24 protein-coding genes are annotated in these 26124 nt (G+C 56.9%); 5 read left to right on the top strand and 19 right to left on the bottom strand.

All coding sequences use genetic code 11. The features are described 5' to 3' along the window. On the bottom strand, positions 1-354 hold a 354-nt coding region (locus tag BJL95_RS10080; RefSeq protein ID WP_139306202.1), incomplete at its 3' end, for a hypothetical protein. Positions 355-667: 313 nt separating this feature from the next. On the opposite strand from BJL95_RS10080, the gene BJL95_RS10075 reads away from it, so the two are divergent. Further along, positions 668-1285: a response regulator gene (locus BJL95_RS10075; RefSeq protein WP_071157626.1), complete on the top strand. Its 618-nt coding sequence runs from the start codon at positions 668-670 to the stop codon at positions 1283-1285. Then, positions 1275-3095, top strand: coding sequence for a hybrid sensor histidine kinase/response regulator (locus BJL95_RS10070; RefSeq protein WP_071157624.1), 1821 nt, complete (start codon positions 1275-1277; stop codon positions 3093-3095). Before BJL95_RS10075 ends, BJL95_RS10070 begins: the two co-directional genes overlap by 11 nt. A 7-nt stretch (positions 3096-3102) precedes the next feature. Here BJL95_RS10070 and BJL95_RS10065 read toward each other — a convergent pair whose 3' ends face one another. From BJL95_RS10065 to amrB, 10 genes are all read right to left on the bottom strand, one after another. Next, the gene (locus tag BJL95_RS10065) at positions 3103-4176 is read right to left on the bottom strand and encodes an alkene reductase (protein ID WP_071157622.1); all 1074 of its coding nucleotides are present in this window, start codon (positions 4174-4176) and stop codon (positions 3103-3105) included. A 71-nt stretch (positions 4177-4247) separates the two neighbouring features. Then, entirely contained in the window at positions 4248-5213 is a 966-nt protein-coding gene (locus tag BJL95_RS10060; RefSeq protein WP_254786763.1) for an alcohol dehydrogenase catalytic domain-containing protein, read from the bottom strand. Continuing rightward, positions 5210-6031 (bottom strand): class D beta-lactamase, encoded by an 822-nt coding sequence (gene blaOXA / locus BJL95_RS10055; RefSeq protein WP_254786761.1) that lies wholly within the window; start codon positions 6029-6031, stop codon positions 5210-5212. The genes BJL95_RS10060 and blaOXA overlap by 4 nt, the downstream gene beginning before the upstream one ends. Before the next feature lie 37 nt (positions 6032-6068). Beyond that, positions 6069-6698 carry a bifunctional 4-hydroxy-2-oxoglutarate aldolase/2-dehydro-3-deoxy-phosphogluconate aldolase gene (locus BJL95_RS10050; RefSeq protein ID WP_064024293.1) on the bottom strand — a complete coding sequence of 210 codons (630 nt, stop codon included), beginning with the start codon at positions 6696-6698 and terminating at the stop codon, positions 6069-6071. A 36-nt stretch (positions 6699-6734) separates the two neighbouring features. After that, a complete protein-coding gene (edd, locus tag BJL95_RS10045; protein ID WP_071157618.1) occupies positions 6735-8555 on the bottom strand; it encodes a phosphogluconate dehydratase in 1821 nt (606 codons plus the stop codon). Positions 8556-8713: 158 nt separating this feature from the next. Beyond that, the gene (locus BJL95_RS10040) at positions 8714-9133 is read right to left on the bottom strand and encodes a class I SAM-dependent methyltransferase (protein ID WP_071157616.1); all 420 of its coding nucleotides are present in this window, start codon (positions 9131-9133) and stop codon (positions 8714-8716) included. 137 nt (positions 9134-9270) lie between these two features. Continuing rightward, positions 9271-9981 carry a 6-phosphogluconolactonase gene (pgl, locus tag BJL95_RS10035; RefSeq protein ID WP_064024299.1) on the bottom strand — a complete coding sequence of 237 codons (711 nt, stop codon included), beginning with the start codon at positions 9979-9981 and terminating at the stop codon, positions 9271-9273. Positions 9982-10016: 35 nt separating this feature from the next. Beyond that, positions 10017-11483, bottom strand: coding sequence for a glucose-6-phosphate dehydrogenase (zwf, locus tag BJL95_RS10030; RefSeq protein ID WP_071157614.1), 1467 nt, complete (start codon positions 11481-11483; stop codon positions 10017-10019). 194 nt (positions 11484-11677) lie between these two features. Further along, on the bottom strand, positions 11678-12235 hold the full coding sequence (gene amrA / locus BJL95_RS10025; RefSeq protein ID WP_071157632.1) for an AmmeMemoRadiSam system protein A: 558 nt from the start codon (positions 12233-12235) through the stop codon (positions 11678-11680). Continuing rightward, positions 12222-13001, bottom strand: a complete 780-nt coding sequence (gene amrB, locus BJL95_RS10020) for an AmmeMemoRadiSam system protein B (protein ID WP_071157612.1) — start codon at positions 12999-13001, stop codon at positions 12222-12224. The genes amrA and amrB overlap by 14 nt, the downstream gene beginning before the upstream one ends. 140 nt (positions 13002-13141) lie before the next feature. On the opposite strand from amrB, the gene amrS reads away from it, so the two are divergent. Beyond that, complete coding sequence (gene amrS / locus BJL95_RS10015; RefSeq protein WP_071157610.1) at positions 13142-14224, top strand: AmmeMemoRadiSam system radical SAM enzyme; 1083 nt, start codon at positions 13142-13144, stop codon at positions 14222-14224. Between the two features lie 36 nt (positions 14225-14260). Here amrS and purM read toward each other — a convergent pair whose 3' ends face one another. After that, positions 14261-15304, bottom strand: coding sequence for a phosphoribosylformylglycinamidine cyclo-ligase (purM, locus tag BJL95_RS10010; RefSeq protein WP_071157608.1), 1044 nt, complete (start codon positions 15302-15304; stop codon positions 14261-14263). A gap of 78 nt (positions 15305-15382) precedes the next feature. Here purM and BJL95_RS10005 point away from each other — a divergent pair, with 78 nt between their 5' ends. After that, positions 15383-16192: a DUF2066 domain-containing protein gene (locus BJL95_RS10005; RefSeq protein WP_071157606.1), complete on the top strand. Its 810-nt coding sequence runs from the start codon at positions 15383-15385 to the stop codon at positions 16190-16192. A gap of 1 nt (position 16193) precedes the next feature. Here the strand turns inward: BJL95_RS10005 and BJL95_RS10000 are convergent, their stop codons facing one another. From BJL95_RS10000 to BJL95_RS09970, 7 genes are all read right to left on the bottom strand, one after another. Next, positions 16194-16694 (bottom strand): hypothetical protein, encoded by a 501-nt coding sequence (locus BJL95_RS10000; RefSeq protein ID WP_064024311.1) that lies wholly within the window; start codon positions 16692-16694, stop codon positions 16194-16196. A gap of 21 nt (positions 16695-16715) precedes the next feature. Further along, entirely contained in the window at positions 16716-18071 is a 1356-nt protein-coding gene (locus BJL95_RS09995) for a hypothetical protein (protein ID WP_071157604.1), read from the bottom strand. 141 nt (positions 18072-18212) lie between these two features. Beyond that, positions 18213-19631 carry a nitrogen regulation protein NR(I) gene (gene ntrC, locus BJL95_RS09990; protein WP_071157602.1) on the bottom strand — a complete coding sequence of 473 codons (1419 nt, stop codon included), beginning with the start codon at positions 19629-19631 and terminating at the stop codon, positions 18213-18215. Positions 19632-19671: 40 nt separating this feature from the next. Beyond that, entirely contained in the window at positions 19672-20739 is a 1068-nt protein-coding gene (gene glnL, locus BJL95_RS09985) for a nitrogen regulation protein NR(II) (protein WP_064024317.1), read from the bottom strand. 867 nt (positions 20740-21606) lie between these two features. Then, positions 21607-22386 (bottom strand): exodeoxyribonuclease III, encoded by a 780-nt coding sequence (locus BJL95_RS09980; RefSeq protein ID WP_071157600.1) that lies wholly within the window; start codon positions 22384-22386, stop codon positions 21607-21609. A gap of 107 nt (positions 22387-22493) precedes the next feature. Next, the gene (gene glnA / locus BJL95_RS09975) at positions 22494-23903 is read right to left on the bottom strand and encodes a glutamate--ammonia ligase (RefSeq protein ID WP_064024321.1); all 1410 of its coding nucleotides are present in this window, start codon (positions 23901-23903) and stop codon (positions 22494-22496) included. A gap of 147 nt (positions 23904-24050) precedes the next feature. Then, the gene (locus BJL95_RS09970) at positions 24051-25358 is read right to left on the bottom strand and encodes a porin (RefSeq protein ID WP_071157598.1); all 1308 of its coding nucleotides are present in this window, start codon (positions 25356-25358) and stop codon (positions 24051-24053) included. Positions 25359-25768: 410 nt separating this feature from the next. On the opposite strand from BJL95_RS09970, the gene BJL95_RS09965 reads away from it, so the two are divergent. Continuing rightward, a complete protein-coding gene (locus BJL95_RS09965; protein ID WP_064024325.1) occupies positions 25769-26107 on the top strand; it encodes a P-II family nitrogen regulator in 339 nt (112 codons plus the stop codon). Positions 26108-26124: the final 17 nt, after the last annotated feature.

Here is a 26124-nt window from a genome sequence, read left to right as displayed (position 1 = left end):
GAAGCCGTTGGCGTTCAAATTGCCGTTCAGTTGAATGCTGCTCAGCGACAGCAAGCCCAACGACAATGTCCCGGTGGCCTTGACCGTCACCTGACTGGCGATAGACACCGAATCGAAATTGAACACGGCGATATCGCCGCTGACAACGCCGCTGTACAACACCGAGCCGTCCGGTGCTTTCAGAACCGGTGTGCCGTTGCCGGTATCGAAAAGATAATCGCCAACGGTCTGGGTGAGCGACAAACTGCCCAACGAAGCAAAGTCGTTAGGATTCAACGGCGCGGCGAAACTTGGGGCGCTGCCTAGCGCCCATAGGGCCAGACTGATCTGGGCTGAGTAACGAGCTTGGAACATCGGTTTTCTCCAGGTTGGGGACGGCCTCGTTAACCGGACAAGGCCCTGCCTTGCGGGACTCGAGGACGTTGTGGGTCGGTATCGGAAATTCGTTTGTCCCAGGCCAGAGGACGATGAAGCGGCTGGGCGGATTTCCCGGTCTTGGCTCGTTCCACTCCGAGTGCGGTTAGCGCTTTAGCAGAGGGGCGTTAGGGCCGGTTGGCAGTTTAATCAGCCTGAATACCCGACCGCAATTCCGCCAAATGGGGGGATATTGTCGATCGCTAAAAATTGGCTCAGTATAAAAGCCGTTATTTTCCTTGAAAGGCTACCGATGAAAATTCTGTTACTTGACGACCATGCGTTATTTCGAGCCGGCCTGCGTTTGTTGTTGCAAGCCTTGGACCGTTCGGTAACAGTCTTCGAAGCGGGGACGATCGCCGAGGCCTTGGCCGTCGCTGCCGAGCACGCCGACCTTCGTTTATGTTTGTTGGATTTAAGTTTGCGCGGCGAGGACGGGTTGGCGGCGGTCGCCGACATCAAAGCGGTCGCCTCGGACGTCGCCGTGGTCGTGGTGACCGCCAGCGACGAACCGGCGACGGTCAGGGCGTGTATCAATGCCGGCGCGATGAGTTTTATTCCGAAAAGTTCGGCGCCGGATGTGTTGGCCGAAGCGCTTAAGTACGTGATGGCTGGCGCGGTGTATTTGCCGGCGGCGATGGCGGTGAGCGATGTGGATTGGGCGCCGATTAATTTGTCGCCGCGCCAACGCGATGTTTTGCGAGGTCTGTGCCGTGGTTTGCCGACCAAATCCATCGCTCGCGATCTGGGTCTGTCCGAGCATACCGTCAAGGACTATATCGCCGCATTGTTCAAGGCGCTGGACGTGCATAATCGCACCGAAGCCGTCATCAAGACCGGCCGGCTGCGGTTGCTGCCCAGTGAAAACTGATTGGCGACGCCGGTTCCGGCGCGAGGCCGCGATCGGTTTGGAAGACGCCGACAGCGCGGATTTCGAATGCGAGGTTTTGCGCGAGTTGATAGGCTTGCACGCCAGGATGTTGTTGCGCTTGCCCTGGGTTCAGGCGCTATTGGCTTTAGGGGTGGCGTTGTTGGCGTACCGCTCGACATCGTGGAGCTGGCTGGTGGGCTGGAGTCTGTTGACGGTTGGCGCGGAGTGCGGCCGAGCCCTTTACGCCGTCAGGGTGCTGCGGATGGCGCCGAGCGCCGACCCGGCGACTATCCACCGGGTTTTTATCGGTTTGGCGGCCGGCGTCGGTGCGACGGTGGGCTTGAGCGCGTGGCTGTTCATACCGAATATGCCGTTGCCGGATCGAGCCTTGCTTGTGATCGTGCTGTTTGCGATGCCGGCCGCCGGCGTGTCGGTGGCGGTGTCGTCACCGCGGATTTTGGCCGCGTATTCGCTACTGATCATGGTGCCGACCGCGGTCTGCTGGGCCGTTCAATATCCCGAGCAAAGCCTGGTGGTCGCCGGCTTGACTACGCTGTACTGGTCTTTCATCGTCAGCGTGGCCGGTGACGGCGAACAGTTGTTGCGTCGTTCGGTGGCGATTCGGCGCGAGCGGGATCGCACGTTGGCGGATTTGCAACAACTGAATGCCGAAGTCAGGGCAGCCGTGACGCGGGCCGAGGCATCGTCGCGAGCCAGGGCGCGGGTGCTGGCCGCCGCCAGTCACGACTTGCGTCAGCCTTTGCACGCACTGTCGGTGTATAGCGCGGTCTTGGTGGCCAATCCCGACGCGGAGGCCTTGCCGGAGGTGGCGGGCAATATCGATCGGCTAGTACGCAATTTGGGCGGGTTGCTGCACGGCTTGCTGGATTTGTCGCGCTTGTCGGCGGATCAATACGTGCCGGAACTGCGGCGAATTTCGCTGGATCGATTGGCGGCCGAGGTCTGCTCGGAATTCGACGCCTTGGCCGAAGATAAGTCGTTGCGCTTAGTGCGGTGTCTGGGACAGGTCAGGTTGTTCGACGATCCGGTGGCGATTGCCCGCATCGTCCGCAATTTGCTCGATAACGCCATCAAATACACCGAGCGGGGCGAAGTGGTGGTGTCGACCGCGCGGCGAGACGAGTGGGCGGTGTTGGAGATCGTCGATACCGGACGCGGCATTCCGCCCGGCGAATTGACCCGGGTTTTCGAGGAATTTTACCAATTGGACAATCCCGGCCGCGATCAGCAACACGGTGTCGGCTTGGGTTTGACGATCGTCCAGCGTTTGTGCGAATTGATCGGTGCCGACATTGCCCTGGCTTCCGAGTCGGGTGTCGGCACCCGGGTCACCCTGCGCTTTCGGACCTTGGCGACCGGCAATGAACCAAGGCCGGTCAACGCGGACGCCGATGTATCGGGAGTAAGCGGCAAACGGATTTACGTGGTGGACGACGAGGCGGACATTTTGGAAGCGATGCGCATTTTGCTGCAAGGCTGGGGTTGCCGAGTCGAAACAGCGGCATCGGCGCGTGTGGCCGATGCGTTGTTTTCCGATGTTGGCCGGCCGGATTTATTGATTGTGGATTTACGCTTGGCCGAAGGCGAGCAAGGCTTGGCGCTGGCTCGGCGTTTACGCGGCCGTCACGGCGAGTTTCCGGTTTTGGTGGTGACCGGCGAGACTGGGCTCGAGGCCTTGGCGCCGGTACGTGTTGCGGGATTCCCGCTTTTGCAAAAGCCCATCGTCGCCGACGTATTGTACGACGCGGTCAGCCGAGCCTTGCCGTCGGCGGTGCGGCAACGCGACTAGCGCGCAATCATCGGCTGGCGAGCGGATAGTCGGTGTAACCGCGCCAATCGCCGCCGTAAAAATGCTCGGAATCCGGCGCGTTCAGCGCCAGACCTAGTTGTAGGCGGGTCACCAGATCGGGGTTGGCGATGTAGGCGCGGCCGAAGGCGACCAGATCGGCGCGGCCATCCGCGACCGCGCTGGCCGCTCGGGTGGCGGTGTAGTGGCAAGCGGCAACGTACACGCCGCCAAACAGACGCCTCAGCGCCGAGTAGTCGAAGTTCGACGAGCGATTGAGTCGGTCTTCGCCTTCGACGACATGCAGATAGCCAATTCTGCCGGCCAGCTCGGCGGCAACGGCGTCGAATAAAAATTGCGGATCGCTGTCGCGCATGTCGTTAAAACTGTTTTCCGGGGAAATGCGCACGCCGACTTTGTCTTTACCGACCACGGCGGTTACGGCATCGACGACTTCGTTCAAAAGACGCATCCGATTATCGACGCTGCCGCCATAGCCGTCCTGGCGCTGGTTGCTAGCGTCGCGCAGAAATTGATCGAGTAAATAACCGTTGGCGGCGTGAATTTCAACCCCATCGAAACCGGCCTGCATCGCATTGCGGGTGGCTTGAGCGTAAGCGGCGGCGATAGCGGGCAACTCGCCGATTTCCAGCGCGCGCGGAATAACAAACGGTTGCGGGCCGCTTGGCGTGCCGACCATGCCGGACGGTGCGAGGGCCGACGGCGCGACCGGCAGTTTACCGTCCGGTTGATAACAGGGATGGGAGACCCGGCCGACGTGCCAAAGCTGTAGAAACATCCGGCCGCCGGCGGCGTGGACGCAGGCGGTCACTTGCCGCCAACCTCGAATTTGTTCCGAACTATGAATACCCGGCGTGGCCGGATAACCCTGACCTTCGGGAACGATTTGACTGGCTTCGCTGACGATGAGTCCGGCACTGGCGCGTTGGGCGTAATACAGCGCGTGCAGTTGATGCGGCGCGTTATCCGCGTCGGCCCGGCAGCGCGTCAGCGGCGCCATCACGATACGGTTGGGCAACGCCAACTCGCCCAAGGCCAGCGGCGAAAATAAGGTCTCGGTCATCGTTCAACCTCGAGGTTGTCCTGAAAAAGTCGGTAAGTCTAGCGGAGTTGCCGGCGTTTACCGTCGACCGATTAACGTTTCAGGAGAATCTTCCGTACCCCTGGCTGGGCCGCCGTGGCGAACGCCGCCGGGCCGGCGCTGAGCGGAAAAACGCCGTCTATCAACGTCTCGACGGCGATGTCGCCGGCGCCCAGCCTGTCCAGGGCGGGCTCGAAACGGCCGCATCGCGATCCCAGCAAACCGATTTCCTTGACGACCAGCGGGCTGAGATCGATGGGGTGATCGGCGACGAAGGTGGATTTAAGGACTAAACAGCCTTGCGCGCGCAATAGGCGCAAGGCTGCCGCGAAGCCGCTGGCGGTACCGCTGGCATCGACGACGCAGGAAAAACCGCTCTCTGGAAAATCGGCGGCCAATCCGGCCTGCAAGCCCCAACACCTGGGCAGCGTTAGCGAGGTTTCGCTACGGCCCAGCATCGTGACCCGATGGCCGGCCAGCGCCAATGCCTGGCCGATTAGCAGGCCGAGCCGGCCCGGTCCGAGCACGCCGATCTCGCCGCGCGGCAGGTCTTGCAATTGTTCGACGACCCGCAAGGCCGCGGCCAGCGGCTCGGCGAACACGGCCGCTTCGTCGGCGACATGGTCCGGCAGTCGCAATAAATTCGCGACCGGCAACGTGAAGAAGTCCGCGAAGGCGCCGTCTTTAGCGCGGATGCCCAGTACCCGCCGGGTCGGACAATGCGCCGGTCCGGTCGTCAGACAGGTCGGGCACAGGCGGCAGCCGATGTTGATCGATCCCACCACTCGACTGCCCAGCCAGTGGCGGTCGTTCGCATCGGCGACCTCGACCACTTGTCCGACGAATTCGTGGCCTAGAATGCCGGCAAAACCGGCGTAGCCGTGGGCTAATTCTAGGTCGGTCGCGCAGATGCCGGCCAGACGCATTTCAATCAACGCTTCGCCGGTTTCCGGCTTTGGGATCGGTCGGTCGGTCCGATAACTCAACTGCCGGTCCAGCAGCAAGGCTTGCATGGTCATGGCGGCAAATCGGCGATGCCCTTGGCTCGCAACGCGGCGCGGAGTAGTTGGGCCCGCAACGGCAGGTCTTGTTCGGAGCGTAGGTCGATATTCAATGCAAACAACCAGGTCGCCGCAGCGGTTTCGAGGCTGCCGACATACCAACCGATTTGCGGCTGGCCGCGCGCCGCCCAGCCGGTTTTGGCGCGCAATGCGTAGGTCGGCGTGCGTTCCACCAGCATGATGTTCCGCAAGGTTTCAAAGTGCTCGTCGGCGAACGGTAGTGCGCGGCTTTGCAATTTCTTCAGGAATTCGATTTGTTCCGCCGCGCTGATTTGCAGATCGCCGTTCAACCAGAATTCGGTGGGATTAAAATCCGACGCCAAACGGCCGTAATCGATGTCGTCGAGATAGCTGCGGTAGGCCTGTCCGCCGATCCGGCGCGCTAAAACCTGATAGCACCAGACGCAGGACGTCTTGAACGCGCTGGCCAGGGTGTGGTCGCGGTTCCAGTCCGGCAACGACCGCGCGACGCCGTCCCATTTCAGCACTTCGTTGCTGTCGATGGCTCCTTCTTCCAGGGCGATCAGGGTATTGAGGATCTTGAACGTCGATGCACTTGCGTAGCGTTGGCTGGCGCGGGCGTCGTTGTGGACGTAGCGTTGGCTGCCGTCCGCGGTGGCGATGATCAGGGTGCCGCTTAGCTGGCGTTCCGCGAATAAAGCCGCCAAGCTGGGATCGTTGGCGCGGCTGAGCGACGGCCAAACGGCGAGTAGACAAAGCAGGGCGGTTTTCAACACGATGGACAATTTGGGGAAAAATACCGTTGGCGCCGCCAAGCGCCGTCTTGTCGCCGTCCCTGGCGGAGAAAATGTCTTAGTTTTTCAATTGGGCCGCAACGGCGGCGCGGCGAGTGATTTCCGCCCAGTCGCCGGCATCGACCAGATCGGCCGGCGCCATCCATGAGCCGCCGACGCAGGCGACGTTGCTCAAGGCCAAATATTCCGGAGCGTTTTTCGGATTGACCCCACCGGTTGGGCAGAAGGTTACTTGCGGCAGCGGACCGCCGATCGATTTCAACATCGGAATGCCGCCGGCGGCTTCGGCCGGAAAGAATTTCATCGCGGTAATGCCTCGGTCCAACAAGCGCATCACTTCGCTGGGCGTGATGACGCCGGGCAACAGCGGCACGCTGGTTTCCAACGCGGCGTCCAACAAGGTTTCGGTGACGCCGGGGCTGACGATGAATTCGGCGCCGGCTTCGATCGCGGCATGCAGGGTTTGCACATTGATGATGGTGCCGGCGCCGACGATCGCGCCGGGGACTTCGGCCTTGATGCGGCGAATCGCATCCAGCGCCACCGGGGTGCGCAACGTGATTTCCAGTACTTTCAGTCCGCCGTCGACCAGCGCTTTTGCCAGCGGAACGGCGCTTTCGAGATGGTTGATGACCATGACCGGCATTACCGGCGAGGTGGTCATGACTTCTTGGATGCTTACGGTCATGGTTTTAATCCTGTAGGTTGGTTTGTTGTTATTGTGTTAATCGACGTAAAACAAGTTGGTCGCGCCGGTTTCGGCGGACGAGGCGTGGGCGCGGAAGCCGCCGAACAATTCCCGGCCCATGCCGAAGTGGTGGCCCTTCGCCGAATTGGCGGCGGCGACCCTGGCCTCGAATTCCGCCGGATCGACCTGGACGTTGACTTCGCCGGTCTGCGTGTTCAAAACGATGACGTCGCCGTCGCGGACTTTGGCCAGCGGACCGCCGTCCAGGCATTCCGGGCACATGTGAATCGCCGACGGCACTTTTCCGGAAGCACCGGACATGCGGCCGTCGGTGATCAGGGCCACTTTGAAGCCTTTGTCCTGCAATACGCCCAGCGGCGGCGTCAGTTTGTGCAATTCAGGCATGCCGTTGGCTTTCGGTCCTTGGAAGCGCAACACCACGATGCAGTCTTTCTCCAACTCGCCGCGTTTGAAGGCCGCGACCACGTCATCTTGATCGTCGAAGACCACGGCAGGGGCAGTCACGACTTGATGTTGCTCGGCGACCGCGGAGATCTTCGAGACGCCGCGGCCGAGGTTGCCGTGCATCACGTTCAGGCCGCCGGTCGGTTGGAAGGGCTGGCCGACCGTGGAAATGACCGCATCGTCCTGCGAGCTCGCCGGCCCTGCTTCCCAGCGCAGTCCGGCCTCGGTCAGCTTCGGTTCCCGGCTGTATTGCGCCATGCCGCGTTCGTCGCCTATCGTCAGGATGTCGCCGTGCAGCAGGCCGTTGCGCAGCAGTTCGGCGATCAAAACGCCCATGCCGCCGGCCGCTTGGAAGTGGTTGACGTCGGCCGAGCCGTTGGGATAGATCTTGGCTAGCAGCGGGATGATTTTCGACAGTTTGTCGAAGTCGTCCCAGTTGATAATCACACCGGCGGCGCGGGCGATCGCGATCAAATGTATCGTGTGATTGGTCGATCCGCCGGTGGCCAACAGGCCGATCAGCGCGTTGACGATGGCCTTTTCATCGATTGCGCGGCCTATCGGTCTGAAGTCGTTGCCGGCCGCGGTGAATTTCAAGACTTGCTTGGCGGCGGCCTTGGTCAACTCGTCGCGTAGCGGTGTGTAAGGATTGATGAAGGAGCTGCCGGGCAAGTGCAGGCCCATGATCTCGACCATCATCTGATTGCTGTTGGCAGTGCCATAAAAGGTGCAGGTACCGGGGCTGTGGTAGGACTGCGACTCGGATTCCAGTAGCTCCTTGCGACCGACCTTACCTTCGGCATAGAGTTGGCGAATGCGGACCTTTTCCTTGTTGGGTAGGCCGCTGGGCATTGGGCCGGCCGGTACGAATACCGCCGGCAGATGGCCGAAACTCAGCGCGCCGATCAACAGGCCGGGGACGATCTTGTCGCATACACCGAGATACAGGGCGGCGTCGAACATGTTGTGGCTGAGGCCGATCGCGGTGCTCATTGCAATCACGTCCCGGCTGAACAGCGACAACTCCATGCCGGGTTGGCCTTGGGTCACGCCGTCGCACATGGCCGGCACGCCGCCGGCGAATTGGGCGACGCCGCCGGCATCGCGCACGGCTTGTTTGATCAATGCCGGAAAGTCCTTATAGGGTTCGTGGGCGGACAGCATGTCGTTGTACGCCGAAATGATGCCGACATTGGGTTTTTGCGAACCGGCCAAGTCTTCCTTTTCGCCGTCGGCGCAGGCCGCGAAGCCGTGAGCCAGATTGCCGCAGGCCAGTTTGGCGCGGTGTGGGCCTTGGTCGACGGCGGCTTCCAGACGGGACAAATAGGCGCCGCGGCTGTCGCGACTGCGTTCGATGATGGTTTGCGTGACTTTTTCGAGTGTGGGATGCATCGTGGTGTCCTGGTCGGAAAATAAACGTTTAACGGAATCTAAAAGGTCAGCCGCATATGAGGCCCGACTGCTTTCGCTTTGGAATTGGTACCGAGCGAGCAGCGGAAATGGCTGGGTCTAAACAGAAGTCAGCACGACGGGTGGCCACGGCCTCCGGTTCAAGCGCTGTTGGTCGGTTCTATCCAAAAACGTTGCCAGCCGAGCAAGCTCGGTTCTAAATCGCGAAATTCGGAGGCAAGGTGGGGTCTGATCGCGTTGACCGCTTCCAAATCCAGAGCCTCTACCAGGCGCAGTTTTTTGGTAGCCAAACCGGCGGCTCGCCGACACTTATCCACTCGCCGGCGATACGGCAAGCCTTTACGGGAATACGTCATCCGATACAGCCCAGTCGGCCAACTTAAAAAATCAAACGGCGGATAGCGCTCCAGCCCGTGGCTTTTTAAGTCGACTTTGCGTAGCGAAACCCCGTCGGCGCGTAGTGCTTGCCGAATATCCAGAAGCGTCGCGTCCAGCTGATCGACGTGTTCCAATACCGCGTGCGAAATAATGACATCGTAGCGGGCGGTTTTTCCCGACAATCGGTCGTCGGCGACGCGGGCGAAAAAGTAATCGGCTTGGTCATGACGGCTTTCAAAATCAAAAACGCATCGCTTTTCAGATTTTTACTATACACCGGTCGCCCCTTGGCTGGTTTCTCGGATTGCAGTTTTTCAGGTTACGGCGCCCAGTACAACTCCACTGGCACCTTATCTTGGTGTAACAACGCTCGGATCGGCATGTCTTCGACCGGGCCGTTCTGTTGAGCCTTGCCGAAGATCGCCAATTTGTCCTCGCCGGTAAACAGGATAATGATGCGGTCGGTGTTCAGTAAGGCATTGCGGGTCAGCGTCATGCGTTCGGTGTTGGGACCGGTAATGTCGCTGGCTGTCGCGGTGATCGCCGCCGTCAGTTGGTCGTTATCCTCGCGTAGCGCATCGGCAAGGCCTTCGGCATGGGGAAACAGCGACGCGGTGTGGCCGTCCGCGCCCATGCCGACGATCGCCAGCGTGAACGGATTGGGCAGGCCGCGATAACGGGTTTCGGTTTCGGCTTGGCCGGCGGCGGCGGTCGCGGCCGCGTTTTTCATACCGACGAACTCGACGTTTTTGGCGTTATTGATTAACAGGCTGCGGCGAATCAGCGCTTCATTGCTGGCGGCGTGTTGGTCGTCGACCCAGCGCTCGTCGACGAGGCCGATCCGGATTTTTTTCCAGTTCATGTCGGCTTTGGACAAGGCTTCGTAAAGCGGCGCCGGTGTCGTGCCGCCGGAAACCAACAACGTGGCTAGGCCATGTTTGCTAATACCCTCGGCCAGAACGTCCTGACATTCGGCCGACAGCGCGGTCAGCAGGTGGGTGCGGTTTTCAAAAAAGAATTCTCTAACCATGATCTTAAAACTCTCGATGGGTGCGGTGCGTGTAATTATTCTTCCCAGGCGCGGCCGTCGCGGGCCAGCAGCGCGACCGAAGCGATCGGCCCCCAACTGCCGGCCGGATAGGATTTCGGCGCGCTATGGCTATGGGCCCAGGCGTCCTGGATCGAGTCGACCCAGGTCCAGGCCTGTTCGATTTCCTCGCGGCTTAAAAACAGCGTCGGATTGCCGCGCAGGGCTTCCAGAATCAGCTTTTCGTAACCGCCGAAGATGCTGTTCTTCTTGAAGGTTTCCGAAAAGCTTAAGTCCAGCTTGGTTTGCTGTAATTTGATGTTGCCGTCGATACCGGGCACTTTGTTCAGCATCACCACGTCCACGCCTTCGTTGGGCTGCAAGTGGATGACCAGCTTGTTGGCCGGCAGTTCGCGGAAGCTGTCCTTGAAGATGTTGTGCGGCAACTGCTTGAAATTGACTACGATTTCGGTGCGTTTGTTGGGCATGCGCTTGCCGGTCCGCATGTAAAACGGCACGCCGGCCCAACGCCAGTTATCGATGTCGACCCGAATTGCTACGAAGCTTTCGGTGGTACTTTCCTTGTTGGCGCCTTCTTCTTCGAGATAACCCGGTACCGCCGAGCCTTTGATGAAGCCGGCCGTGTATTGGCCGCGCACGGTTTTTTCCTCGACATTGCGGACCGTGATCGGCCGCAACGATTTCAATACCTTGATCTTTTCCATATGTATGCTTTCCGCCGACAAGTCGGCCGGCGGCTCCATCGCCACGAAGGTCAGGATTTGCAGTAAATGGTTCTGCAGCATGTCGCGGAGCTGACCGGTCTTGTCGAAGTATTCCCAGCGGCCTTCGATACCGATGTCTTCGCCGACCGTGATTTGAATGTGGTCTATCGTGTTGTGATTCCAGTTGGTGGTGAAGATCGAATTGGCGAAACGCAACGCCAGCAGATTGAGCACGGTTTCCTTGCCCAGGTAATGGTCGATGCGATAGACCTGATCCTCGTGGAAGACATCGGCGACGACGTCATTGATTTCCTTGGAAGATTTCAAATCGTGGCCTATCGGTTTTTCCATCACCATCCGGGATTCGGGCGTCAGCACGCCGCTACTATGCAGGCCCTGGCAGATGTTCTTGAACAGAAACGGCGCGACCGCGAAATAATTGACCATCACCCGCTTTTCGGCGTCGACCGCATTGTTCAATTGGCGGTATTGGTCGGGTTGGGTCAGGTCGATTTTCAGATACGACAGGCGTTGTGAAAAACGCTGCCAGATTTCTTCGTTGATCGTGTTATGCAAAAAAGCGACCAGGCTTTTGTGGGCAATTTCGACGAAGCCGGCGCTGGTTTCTTCCAGTCTGTCGACGCCGATGATGCGGGTGTCGGGTTCCAATAGATTGGATTTCTCTAGACGGTATAACGAGATCAGCAATTTGCGTTTCGACAAATCGCCCAGCGCGCCGTAGATCACCAAGTCGCAGGGTTTATAGGAATTGTTTTTCATTGAGGGGTACCGAAAACCAAGAGAATGTGGCCGCCGACCGACCCAGCGTTCGACTCGGCTTGTCGATCTGAATCAGCCGGCCGCGCATCGTGGCGAAAATGCACCCATTATAATGGCTCAGGCCGGCGCCAAACAAGGCTTTCGGCTGGAGGTGCCGATTTCTCTGGGTTTATCGGTGCGTCGGCCGGGGCGTTTCAGCCGAACATTTCGGTGGAATAGCGCTGGATTTTCACCGTGCTCGACCAGTAATCGGCCGGCAGGCCCGCTTTGCGTTTTAGATGGCGCAAAAATTCGGCTGGGTCCGGCAGATCCTCCCAAACCGAGGGCAGAAAAGTACCGCGCTTGCCGCCTTCGCTCAGAATCAGACCGTCGATGCCGGGCCGAAGTTGGCCGAGCAGGTCCGTTTCGGATGCGAAATAGAGCGGTTCGGATGGACTCAATACCGAAATATACAGGCTAAGTCGCGCCGATTCCGCCGCGGTGACCGGTGGAAAACGCGAATCGCGGAAGGCGGCGGCATAGGCGTTCTCGGCGACATCCTCGGCCAACGGCCGCGCGGCTTCCAGCCGGCCAATGCAACCGCGCAGTTGACCGGCCAGTTCCAGTGTCACGAAAGTCGCCGCCGGCCCGGTCAATTTGGCGGGATAATCCGCCAGATTGACCGGCAACGGCCGGCCATGCGCGAGGCCGTGGGCAATGGATGCCCTCGCCAGGGTCAGCAAGCAGCCGCGTTCGACGTCATTCAACGACATAGGCACCGTAACCCACGACTCTGGCTTTGTCGCCGGCGGTATCGCCGGAGTTGCGCAAATCGATGGTCTTGATCGACCGTCCCGTGTCGCGCAGGAGTTTCAGCAAGCCGTTGACGCCGACCCGGCCGCAAGCGGCGTCGCCGACGATTTCCTCGTAGCGTAGCGCTTCGATCAGGCGGCTGGTGTCGCGGTCTAGGCGTTGCGCGGTCGCATAGTCGTGATAATGGCTCAGGTCGGAACTGATCACCAACAAGGTTTCGTCGCCACCCCAGAGTAATTCCAGCAGGCTGGCGACCTGGGCGGGTTCGGCTTCGCCGGCGACGATGGGAACGAGCTTGAAGTCGCGAAATACTTCTTGCAAAAAGGGTAGATGCACTTCTAGGCTGTGTTCGAGGGTATGGGCCTGTTCGACGTACTCCACGAACGGCAATTGCAGTAATTGGGCTATCGCATCGCGATCGACTTCGACATCGCCCAGCGGTGTACTATAGGCGTGAGCGCGACTGACCGCCAAACCGCGAAAAGCGACTTGGTGCGACGGGCCGATCAACACGACCCTGCGGACCCGCTCGGCGGCGGGTGCCAAGCGTGCGTAAGCGGTGGCGGCGACCGGAGCGGAATAGATGTAACCGGCATGAGGGACGATGATGGCCTTGGGTACATTGCCGCTTGGAACGGCCGCGCGCAGATAGTTGTCCACCGCGTCGCGCAATTGTAGGGGATCGGCCGGGTAAAAGCGGCCGGCCACCGCGGGTTTTCTGTTCATGGGCTGATCCTTGTAACTGTTATTGATACGATCAGACGGGGCAAGGCGCCGAAGCGGATTGAGCCGTGTTTCAGGCTTGCGATACTCAGTATAGCCTGCTACCGACAGTGGTTTTCGATTAGGGTTCAAGGAGAACGGCGATGACGACATTCCTCGGCGGCGATACCGTCGCCACCCGCTATTGGCACGCGCTCGACGACGGTCGCGTCCAGTGCGATCTATGCCCGCGTTTTTGCAAATTGCATGAAAGCCAGCGTGGCTTGTGCTTTGTGCGGCAAAATCGGGATAGCCGCATCGTGATGACCAGCTACGGCCGCTCCAGCGGCTTCGCGGTTGATCCCATCGAAAAAAAACCGCTGAATCACTTTTTGCCGGGCTCGCCGGTACTGTCGTTCGGTACCGCCGGTTGCAATCTGGCTTGCAAGTTTTGTCAGAATTGGGACATCAGTAAATCCCGTGAGATGGATACCTTGACGCGCCGCGCCGCGCCGGAGGCTATAGCCAACGCTGCTTTGGCCCATGGCTGCCGGAGCGTGGCTTACACCTATAACGACCCGGTGATTTTCCACGAGTACGCGATCGATACCGCGCAAGCTTGCCGCGACCTCGGTCTGAAATCGGTCGCGGTAACGGCGGGCTATGTATGCCCGGAGCCGCGCGTTGAGTTTTACCGATACATGGATGCCGCTAATGTTGACCTGAAAGCCTTCAGCGAAAGGTTCTACCACAAAGTCACCGGCGGTCATTTGCAAGCAGTCTTGGATACCTTATTGTATTTGCAGCACGAAACCCAGGTTTGGCTGGAATTGACGACCTTGCTGATTCCCGACGAAAACGATAGCGAAGCCGAATTGGAGGCGATGACCCAATGGGTGGTCGAACATTTGGGGCCGGAGGTGCCGATGCATTTCACCGCCTTCCATCCCGATTGGAAAATGACCGACAAGCCGCGTACGCCGTTATCTACCTTGTTACGGGCCAGGCAGATCGCGACCAAAAATGGCGTTCGTTACGCCTATGTCGGCAACGTGCACGATAAGGCCGCCGAAAGCACGTACTGCCACCAGTGCGGCGAAATGCTGATAGGCAGGGACTGGTATGTGTTGTCGGATTGGAATCTGAATGCAGCCGGATGCTGCCGATTCTGCGGCACTGTTTGCGCCGGTTTGTTCGAAGCGGCGCCCGGCGATTGGGGCGCGAAACGGATTGGGGTTAGCATTTGAATCGGCCGGTGATAAGCGCGCCGGCCGATAGCGAGGTTAGCGGTAAACGACGCCGGGCTTGCCGTCGCCGGCGACGATTTCACCGATCGTAAACGTGGTTTCGCCTTGCCGACCGAGAATTTCCAAGGTTGCGGCTTCGTCGGCCGCCGCTACGCAAACGATCATGCCGACGCCGCAGTTGAAGGTGACCAGCATATCGTCTCGCGCCACATTACCCTGTTGTTGTAACCATTGAAAAATCGCCGGGAAATGCCAGCTAGCCAGATCGATTGAGGCATTCAGACCGTTCGGCAAAACTCTAGGCAGGTTTTCGGTAATGCCGCCGCCGGTAATATGCGCCATCGCATGTACAGGGACGGACTTCAGTAATTCGAGCAAGGGTTTGACGTAGATGCGGGTCGGCGTCAGCAGCGTTTCGCCCAGCGGTTTGCCGTTGACGGTGTCGGTCCAGGTCAAGCCGCTACGCGCGACGATTTTGCGGATCAGCGAATAGCCGTTGGAATGTGGGCCGGACGAGGCCAGCGCGATCAATTTGTCGCCGGCTTGGACTTGGCTACCGTCGATGATGCGGGACTTTTCGACGATGCCGACGCAGAAGCCGGCTAAATCGTAATCGCCGTCAGCGTACATGCCGGGCATTTCGGCGGTTTCGCCGCCGACCAGCGCCGCGCCGGCCTGCTCGCAACCCAGGCCTATGCCTTCGATCACGCTGGCGGCGGTATCGACGTCGAGTTTGCCGGTCGCGAAATAATCCAGGAAAAACAGCGGTTCGGCGCCTTGCACGATAATGTCGTTGACGCACATCGCGACCAGATCGATGCCGACCGTGTGGTGAATGCCGGTGTCCAGCGCCAATTTCAATTTGGTGCCGACGCCGTCGGTGCCGGAAACCAGCACCGGCTGTTGATAGCGGTCCAGCGGCAGTTCGAACAGCGAACCGAAGCCGCCCAGTCCCGCCATCACGCCGGCGTTGCGGGTTTTGGCGGCGATGGGTTTGATGCGATCGACCAAGGCGTTTCCGGCTTCGATATCGACGCCGGCGCTTTTGTAATCCAGGCGGTCAGTGGGTTGTTCGCTCAAGGTTGGCCTCTTTAAAGTTAAGATGGAATCGACCGATATTGTACTATATTCGAAATGTGACATTGTCAGGGTGGGCTAGTGAGCGAAGCATTTAAGAAGGCCGGACGGGCCGCGGTGGCCATGGTTTTAACGGGTCTACTGGCTGTGCCGTTTGCCGAAGCGGTCGAGGTTAAGGGCTTGTACGAGATCGAGTTGGTGGCGCGTGGTCAATCCGCCGAGGATAGGACACAGGTGATCAAGCAAGGCTTGTACGCCGTATTGAGCCGCGTGCTGGTGTCCGAAGACATTTCCAAGATTCCGGCGGTGCAACAGGCCCTGACTGGTGCGCAAAACTATGTCAAGCAATTCCAGTTTTCGCTGATTTCGGCGGACGAATCGCCGGATACCGAAGCCCGTTTGGCGCGGATCGAGTTCGATGAGGATCAGGTGATGCAAGTGATGCGCGATAGTCATGTCGGCATCTGGAGCGAGATCCGCCCGGAAACGTTGGTGTGGCTAGTCGTCGATCAGGGCGGCAATCGTCAGTTTTACAACGCGGATACCATGCCGGAGCTGGAGAGTGCGCTGGCGTTCGCGGCGAAGGTCAAAGGCATTCCGATGATTTTTCCGATGCTGGACCTGGAGGAACAACAAAGAATCACGGTCAGTCAAGTGTTGAGCGCCGACTCGCGCGGTTTGTTGGCGGTTTCGGCTCGTTATGAAGTGACATCGGTCATGGCGGGGCGCATCGTCGAAAAAGGCGAATGCTGGCAGGGCGAGTGGGCGTTTTATTTCGATGGCAAGATCAAACAGTGGAACAGTCCTTGTCAGCCGTTGAAAGCGACGGCGGTAGCCGCCGCCCAGGGGGCTTACGACGTGCTTTCCAATTATTACGGCGTGAAGCCTTGAGTCAGCCGGCTATAAGACTGTAAATCCCGTAAGCGCCGCCGTAACTGGACAGAAAATAGAACAGCGACATCACCAGCGACGCCGGCCGGTTGATCAGCAACACGTCCTTAAAGATTTGGGCGATCATCAGCATATCCCAGAGGAAAAATACCGCCAACGCCGAATAGCTCAGCGCGTCCTCGGCGACGGTGACCCAAAATACGATGGGTACCAGAAAAATGCCTACCAGGTTTTCGCAGAACAAGATGGCGCTGGCTACCTGAACGTAAGTGCGAAAAGTACCGTTCAAACCCAGGACTAACGCGATAAATCCCAAGGTCAGCCCGGTTTCGATCAGGACTTCGAAGACAGTTTCCAAGTCGTCCGACATGTTGAATTTGATGAAAAACACCATGCCGAAATAGAAATAAATGTTGTACTTGAAAAAGCGTGTCGAACTGGGCAGTTCCAGCGCGGAAACATTGAGCCAGCACAGCGGGAGATAGTATCTGATCAGTTCCATGGCGGCGGGACCGTGGCGGGTTTAGCGTTCCTCGAAGGCGTAGGCGTCCAAGTCGTGCCGATACTCCTGCTGGGTATGGCTAAATTGGTCGTTCAGCGCCTGTACCAGATCCTTGCTTTGCTCGATCAAACCGGCCAGCTTCTTGCGGTTTTTTTTGTTTTTGCCGACCGGATCGGTGATCGGTAACAGCATGCGCCAGAAGCTTTGGCTCTTTTCGAATAGTGCCGCCAGATCTTCGGTCAGATTCAATTGTTTTTGGCGTTTGTGCAATTGTTTAACGATGAACTTGGCGTGTACTCGGCTGACGATCAGATGCATCGGAGTCAGCAGCGCGATCAGCGCGACGGCGATAGCCGGGCCGATAATGGGGTCGAAGATCAGTTCCAGAATGCCGACGGCGATTTCGGCGAACAGCGCCAGCATGATGATGAAGCCGAGCACGATCAGCGTCGTCGCGTTGCAGCGTTCTTTCCAAGTGGTCAGCGAGGCTTCGACTTCCGGCAGAATCACATCGTCGATGGCTCGGATGCTATCCTGCAGGGTGGCCAATACCCGGTAGGAACGGTCGCTTGCCAAGTTGGCGATACGCTGGTCGAGCGCGGCGCCGTCGCTGTTTTGGCTCAACACCACGAACTGGCCGGTGTGTATGCCCAGTTCGGCCAAGCGGCGTTGCCAAGCATTGGCGATATCCTGGCTTTTGGCGGGGTCCAGGCCGATTTCGGAGTGATCGATCACGAATACGAATTTATTGGAATCTTGCTGAGCAACGATTTCGGTCAGAGCGGCCTTGTTCAGCTCGGCATCGGCTTCGAACAAATCGGTGAACACCAGTACCAGATCGGAAATATCCAGTACGTATTTGCGCAGCATCGCGGTGACGGCATTTTCGGTGGTATTGCTCAGCACCGGCGTGTCGATAACCAGCTTGCCTTTCAATTTAGAGCTATTGACCGTCACCAGCTCCAGATGGCCATTGAGTTTGCCGCCCTCGCCGGGCAGGACTTGTTCCATGGCTTGGCCGATTCTGTAAAAGGGCAGGCGGTGATCGGCGTCCAGCGCGGTACCTGGCAGCGTGGCGCCGGCGGCTTGCGGCGTGTATTGCAAGACTGTGAATTTGTGGCGAACGGTGTGCAGCGGCGAGTTGAGGTATCGGGCCAGGAAGTCCGATTTGGCCGGTGAGTAACCGCCCAGCGTACTGATAACCGGCCACCAAGTGGTTTTGCGGGCGGTGCTTTCCTCGGAGTCGATCAGCCCCATGTCGAATTCGATTTGGTCCAATTCCTGGAACAATCTTGCGGTTTTTTGCAGGACCGGGTCGGCTGCCGCGAATTGTTTTTCTAGGTTTATCAGGTATTTACTTGCCGTTTTGTCCGCCATGTGCTGTGAACCTTTTTTATAAGTGGCTAGAGGTTGATCGATCGGGCGGAGTATACACCGACGACATTTAAACGGATAAAAATTCCTGGTAGGGAAGGGTGGGCGACCCTGTAAACGGGGCGCCCGGACGCGGGAAGCGAATTATTCCTTGATGTCCAATTCCTTGATTTTTCGGGTCAGCGTATTGCGGCCGTATCCTAGCAATTGAGCCGCTTCGTGTTTGCGGCCGTGGGTGTGAGTCAGCGCCGATTCGATCAGCAGGGTTTCAACCGAAGGAATGGCTTGCTTGGCGATGTCGACCTTGCCGGCGTTGAGTTGTTGCTTGACCCAGGAACGAAACTGGCTTTCCCAGTCACCTCGCTCGACTTCGCCGGCGGTCTCGGTAGCGGTTTGCGTCAGTTCTGGCGGCAAATCTTCGATATGAATTTCGCGGCCCGATGCCATGACCGTCAACCAGCGGCAGGTGTTTTCCAGTTGACGGACATTGCCGGGCCACTTCAAATTACTCAGGAAGGCCTCTGCCTCGGGTTTCAAGGATTTGACCTCGGTACCCAGCTCCTTGGCGCTTTGGTATAGAAAATGCCGCATCAACAAGCCGATGTCCTGCCGACGTTCACGCAGTGGTGGGATGTGGATGCGGATAACGTTCAGCCGGTGAAATAAATCCTCGCGAAAGCGTCCCTGGGCAACCAATAACTCCAAATTTTGGTGGGTGGCGGCAATGATACGGACATTGACCTTAACCGGCGAATGCGCGCCGACCGGGTAAAATTCGTTGTCCGCCAATACCCGTAGCAAACGGGTTTGCATATCGGCGGGCATGTCGCCGATTTCATCGAGAAACAACGTGCCGTGATTGGCTTGCTCGAAACGGCCGATGCGCCGGGCCTGGGCCCCGGTAAACGCGCCTTTTTCGTGGCCGAACAGCTCCGATTCCATCAGGTCTTTCGGAATCGCCGCCATATTCAGCGCGATGAAAGGCTGCTCGGCGCGTGGACTGTGCCGGTGTAAAGCCCGAGCGACCAGTTCCTTGCCCGTGCCGGATTCGCCGTTGATCAAGACGGTGATGTGCGAGCGCGCGAGTCTGCCTATGGCTCGGAACACTTCCTGCATCGCAGGCGCTTCACCGATGATCTCAGGGGTCTCTTCGTTGACTGGAGGCTCTTGAGCGACGTCGTTTTGCAACTGCTTGCTGTGAATGCAAGCGCGTTGTACTGTCTCGACCACTTCGTTGACATCGAACGGCTTGGGTAAATACTCGAATGCACCGCCGTGAAAGGCCGATACCGCGCTTTCCAAATCCGAATGCGCCGTCATGATGATGACCGGCAGATTAGGATGGTCGTGCTGTACCTTGCGCAACAGTTCGAAGCCGTCCATGCCCGGCATGCGGATATCGGTAATCAAAACATGCGGCAATTCCTTGGATAGCTCTTTCAACAAATCGGCGGCGTTGGCGAAGCAGCGCGTGACGATGCTGGCCTTTTGCAGGGCTTTTTCCAACACCCAACGTATCGATTTGTCGTCATCGACAATCCAGACCTTATCTGGCAGTGGCATGAGATTTCTCCAAAACTCAATATTAAGATGATGGCATCAATTATCGATTCGATGCTTTTTTGCCAAGATTATCGGCTAACGGTAAATAAATAGAGAATACGGTATTGCCCGGCTCGCTTTCGCATTCAATTAAGCCGCTGTGTTGGTTAATCAACGATTGGGCGATGGACAGGCCCAAGCCGGTACCTTCGGCCCGTCCGGTAATCATCGGGTAAAAAATCTGTCCCATTAACTCGGGTTTGATGCCCGGGCCGTTATCAATGACGTCGATCTTCACCGCCAGCCGGTAGCGTTTACGGCCTATCGTCATGTGGCGGCGAATTCGGGTTTTCAATGTGATTCGGCCCGAGGTCTGAATCGCTTGAATGGCGTTACGGACGATGTTCAGCAGGGCCTGGATCAACTGGTTTTTGTCGGCGAACAGTTCGGGAATGCTGGGGTCGTAATCGGTTTCCAGGCTGATGTTATTACCTGCTTCCACGGCGACCAGCTGACGAACACGCTCCAATATTTCGTGGATGTTCAACAAACTTTTATGGGCCGGTTTATTGGGTCCCAGCATCTTGTCCATAAGCTCTTGCAAACGGTCCGATTCGGCAATGATGATCTGGGTATATTCCTTCAGTTCCGGGTCGTGCAATTCCAAATCCAGCAGTTGAGCCGCGCCGCGAAGTCCGCCCAGCGGGTTCTTGATTTCGTGCGCCAGTCCGCGCACCAACATCCGGCTGGTATTTTGCTGCGCCAGCAGTTGCTCCTCTTTGGTAATACGTAAATGCCTGTCGACTTGCTGAAGCTCGATCAGGATTTCGTTCAACTGACCGTCTTCCAGTAACGGCGTGGCGCTAAGATTGACGGTGATGGATTGGCTCATCCGCTCCAGTATCAATTCTCTGTCTACCAACGGTTCGTGCTGATGTAGGCGCTGCATCAAATCGGTAAACAAGCCGTGATGTCCGATTTTAAAAAGCTTCTGGGCCGGATTGCCGAGCAAATGCTTGGCGCTGTCGGCGAACAGCATTTCGCCGGCCGGATTAATGTAGGTCAGCAGTAAATCCCTGTCGAACATCAGGATGGCTTCGTTCAGGTGATCGAGGATTTTTTTGTACACGGTGTTATTGGATTCTCCTGTCGGCTACGTTTATACAGCAATATACGAGCCATATCCGGATCAAGAATGTGAGGGTAATGATCAGGTGAGTGGCCAAGTGGTGCATGGGTTCCAAGTATTGCGTTTGAGGAGTTTATCGGCCCGTTAATGTGGTCGATATTCATTAAATACCGGCGTCGCTTGCGCACCAAATACCAGCGTTTTTTGCTCTCGGGTGTCTGGGATCGAAATCGACTTTGCAACGGATAGGCAAAGACCGCTAAGCTCGAGCAGTTGAGAAGTTCAAGGTCAAATCCCTAAATAACTTGTACCCAACCATTTGTTGCGGTGATTTGCTAACCAAAACTCAGGGACGATATGCAATTTAGCGCTGTTTTTTTGCAAATCGCGGGATCTTCGATGGCTTGAAATCAGGGTGAATCCTTAACAACTGCTGTCTTCGCCGGTCTCTACATTGTTGGTGATTAGGGCCCGCTAAATTCAACGAGTTTCGTCAGTCTTGTCGACATGGTGCTGAAGCTCAAGGGCAATGCTAATGTTGCCGAGTTCGTTGCGGCGAAGCGCGAACGGAAATTCCGAATTAGCCAAAAAGCACAATTTTGGTGCGTTGGTTTGGGTTATAACACTAAATGGCCGCGGTCGACGCGAAAATGCGGTAAGCCACTATCGGTCCGGGTATCTCCCTACTAAAGTTAAACAAACAGTCGTCCCACTAGCTACCTTTAGAGACGAACGCCTGGTATCGGCCGAGCTTGTTTAGTGCGTAATAGGTTGAGCAATGCACCAATGTGGTTCGTTCTGGCGATCGTTTTAATTGTGGGCCGCCCGGTCTAACAAAGCAGGTGTCAGCCGGATGTCCGCGCGGCTTCAAAGCGTGAGTGCGTAATCGACAATCAGGGGTGCGTGATCGCTGAAGCGTTCGAGTTTGTAGACCGAGACCTTACTGGCGGTATTTGCCAGCGTTGGAGTGGCAATCTGGTAATCGATGCGCCAACCTACGTTTTTAGTCCAAGCTTGGCCGCGATTGCTCCACCATGTATAGCAGGACTCGGTAGCGTCGGGTTCCAAGTATCGGTGGACGTCGACCCAACCTTGCTCGCCAAGAACCTTTCCGATCCAGGCCCTTTCTTCGGGAAGGAAGCCGGAGTTCTTTTGATTGCCTCTCCAGTTTTTCAAATCGATGGCCTGATGAGCGATATTCCAGTCGCCACAGACGATAACGTGTCGCCCGCTGGCCCGAAGTTGCGCCAAATGGGGGTATAAGCGGTCCATAACGCTGAATTTGATCGCTTGGCGTTGTTCGCCGCTCGATCCCGAGGGCAAATAGAGTGAAATCACGGACAGGTTTTTGACTCGGATTTCCAGATAACGGCCTTCGCTGTCAATATCGGCGTAGCCAAGGCCGGTGATGATCGTTTCAGCGGGAAGTTTGCTGTAGATGCCAACGCCGCTGTAACCTTTTTTCTCCGCGTAATGAAAATAACCGTGATATCCGGTCGGATTCGCCATGGTTGCTGTTAGGTCGACGGCTTGAGCCTTTAACTCCTGCAAGCATACAAAGTCGGCATTTTGCGCGCATAGCCAATCATAAAAGCCTTTGCGGTCGGCGGAGCGAATGCCGTTAAGGTTGATCGAAATGATCCGCATAAGACGTTCAAATAGTTGAAGGGTCTGTCGAAATAAAAAACCCCGCGAAGCTTTGCAACTTGCGGGGTTCCGGGAAGGTGCGGGACTGTCAGAAACAGTCCTACCTCTTATAAGCTGTAGTACATGTCCAGCTCAACAGGGTGAGTGCTCATGCGCAGACGGGTAACGTCTTGTTTTTTCAGCTCGATGTAGCCGTCGATGACGTCGTCGGTGAAAACGCCGCCCCGGGTCAGGAACTCGCGGTCGGCATCCAGTGCGGCTAATGCTTCGTCCAGAGAGAACGAGACTTGCGGAATGGCTTTTTCCTCTTCCGGCGGCAAGTCGTACAAGTCTTTATCCATCGCTTCACCTGGGTGAATTTTGTTTTGGATACCGTCAAGACCGGCCATCAACATGGCGGAGAATGCCAAGTAAGGGTTAGCGGTTGAGTCCGGGAAACGTACTTCGATACGACGACCTTTAGGGTTGTTAACGTACGGAATACGGATCGAAGCCGAACGGTTGCGAGCGGAATAAGCCAACATAACCGGCGCTTCGAATCCTGGAACCAGACGTTTGTAACTGTTGGTTGAAGCGTTGGTGATCGCGTTCAAGGCTTTAGCGTGTTTGATGATGCCGCCGATATAATACAGCGCGGTTTCGGACAGGCCGCCGTACAGATTGCCGGTGAACAGGTTGACGCCGCCTTTCGCCAGCGATTGGTGAACGTGCATGCCGCTACCGTTGTCCCCGACCAGCGGTTTCGGCATGAAGGTCGCGGTTTTGCCGTAAGCGTGGGCGATATTGGCGACCACGTATTTCAGTTCCAACACTTCGTCGGCTTTTTTAACCAGCGTGTTGAATTTAGCGCCGATTTCGCACTGACCCGCAGTCGCTACTTCGTGGTGGTGGACTTCGACGGTTTGGCCCATTTCTTCCAGAACCAAACACATAGCCGAACGCATGTCTTGGAAAGAGTCGACCGGCGGAACCGGGAAGTAGCCGCCTTTGATACCAGGGCGATGGCCAATGTTGCCGTTTTCGTAGACTTTCGCCGAGTTCCAGCCGGCTTCCTCGGAGTCGATTTGATAAGAGCAGCCGCCCATGCCGGTGCTCCAACGGACGTCGTCGAAAATGAAGAATTCGTTTTCAGGACCAAACAGCGCGGTGTCTGCGATGCCGGTGGACTGCATATAGGCTTCGGCGCGTTTTGCAATCGAGCGCGGATCGCGCGCGTAACCTTGCATGTCCTTAGGTTCGATAATGTCGCAACGCAAGATCAGGGTTTTGTCGTCGAAGAAGGGGTCGATTTTAGCAGTGCTGGCGTCCGGCATCAGAATCATGTCCGATTCGTTGATGTGTTTCCAGCCTGCGATTGACGAACCGTCAAACATATTGCCTTCTTCGAAAGTGTCTTCGTCGATGGTGTGCGCAGGGAAGGTGACGTGCTGCTCTTTTCCGCGAGTGTCGCAAAAACGGAAATCGACGAATTTAACGTCGTTTTCTTGGATTAATTTGAGTACGTGATCTACTGACATCGGCCAAATTCTCCTAGTGGATAGTTATTTTGTTTGGGTTGTAAAAGGCTAGCTACGATAGCATCAAATGGTAACAAGAGCTATAAAAAATCAAAGCTTCCAAGGAGCGCGGCCTTGGAAGCTGTTTTGGTAAGTTATTAATATAAATTAAAAAGTTACCACTACGTCAGCCGTGAAAAGCAGTTGATTGCGGCCCTGGCCGTTGTCGAAGGCTTTAATATCGTCGGTGAAGTCGTAACGGACGTTAGGCTTGAGATTCAGCCATTTGGCTGGTTTATAACTAAGACCGGCGGTCACCGCGTAATAGCTGCTCCCGCCCGCAGCGTAAGTGGGGTTGTTTGGACATGCAAAGTTTGTGGCTCCCAAGTTACCTGATGCCGCGAAGCAACGGCCGGGGCCATTGACACGGAGTCCATTGTGATCGCGGAACCATTCCGCGCGCAGGCCGCCGGATAGTTTGTCATTAATGTCGTAGATCAAATACTGGTTTATACCGTACCACTCACCGGTTACGTTTTGGGCTGGCAGGTTTTCGGTAAAGCCGTGATCATGCTGGATGATGTAATGCAGTTTGTCGGTGAAGTTGTGCTTGCCGACAACACTATACATGGACCAAGCCGAGCTATTGTTTTCAGCTTGATGGCCGGCAGTCGAAGTCACGGCTAGCGAGGTGCCCGCATCGTCGCTGGTCCAGGTTGCGCCGCCCAGCCAAGCCCAGTTGCCGAGTCCTCTATCGAAATTACCGTCCCAGCCACCGGTCTGGCTGCCGGTGACCGCGCCACCGGATACGCTCCAATTACTGTTGATGGCATAGCTAGCCAACACGCCGGTGTGGGTGAACGGTTCGCCATATTGCATCGTGTAAGGCTTGGTGACGAAAAAGTTGTCCGGTGATGTGACCACTTCATAACCGATGATGGTGTAAAAGTGACCGATTTTTACATCAACGCCGTTACCGAATGGCAGGTTCAATTCCGCATAGGCTTGCGGCAGGGCAATGCTATAAAAGCGCTCGCCGCGTTCGGTGAGATACAGGTCCCAATTGCCGCGGTTGTCCGCGGCGGCAGTGCCGTACGCTTGCGTAAAAATGGCATCGGTGCCGTACATGAAGTCCACTCTGCCGCCGATATCGAAGCTGTCGCCGCTTACGGTGACTGCTTTTTGCAGATAAAGATACAGTTGATTCAGTTGAACTTCGCCGGTACGGTCGTTAAACGTGACCGGACCGTTGAAGCCGTCGCTATGGCTGCCGTTCATGTTGGCGCCGACACTGGTCTCCAGCCATCCGCCGATTTTCAGATTGTGATCTTTCATGAATTTAGCTTCATTCGGGTCTATGCCCGCGGCTCCGAGCAGGCCGGAGGCTTCCGTCCAGCTCTCGGCGCCGGCCGAAGCGCTGCATAGCGCCAAAATGCCAGCAACGTAAGTTCGGCGAGATTGGAAGTGGTGTTTCATGATGGTATTCCCCTTTTCTAGTTGGTACTCGAAAGTTTATTAAGCAGTTTTTAGGCCAAGTCTCATGCTTTGGAAATCAAGGAGATAGCGGGCGTTGGCTAGGTATTTTTGAGTGGATTTGGTGCAAAAATCGTTGTTTGCACTGTCGTGGTGCTTGGGTGGTCGCGATAGCGGTCCTGCAAGCTAATGCTTAGTTTAGCGCCACTTAGCGTGTTTGCTTAACATTTTTAGTGAGCATTTGTTTGGAAATGGTGCGCTACATGAACCTTCGCACCATCTGGGTGCGATTCTCTGAGGGATTTTAATGTTTTAAGCAAATTATGCTTAAAAAACATGGATATAAATACTGGCATGTATTCTGCTTTGGCTGAGTTGGGAATTTACTAACTCAAGCAACGAGGTGTTGAACTATGAAACTGATAACAGCGGTTGTAAAACCGTTCAAGCTCGATGACGTGCGGGAAGCGTTATCGGATATCGGCGTTTCCGGTGTGACGGTAACCGAGGTTAAGGGATTCGGCAGGCAAAAAGGCCACACCGAACTGTATCGCGGCGCTGAATACGTCGTGGATTTTCTGCCCAAGGCCAAAATCGAGGTGGCAGTGGCCGACGCGTTGCTGGATCAGGCGGTGGAAGCCATCGTAAAAGTCGCCAATACCGGAAAGATCGGCGACGGCAAGATTTTCGTGACTAATTTGGAGCAGGTCGTCCGGATCAGAACCGGCGAATCCGGCGAAGAAGCACTTTAAACCTAGACCATGGGGAC

The organism is Methylomonas sp. LWB, assembly GCF_001856095.1.
GTDB lineage: Bacteria > Pseudomonadota > Gammaproteobacteria > Methylococcales > Methylomonadaceae > Methylomonas > Methylomonas koyamae_A.
Note: the sequence above shows the minus strand (reverse complement) of the source record. Positions and strands in the feature narration are given on the sequence as shown.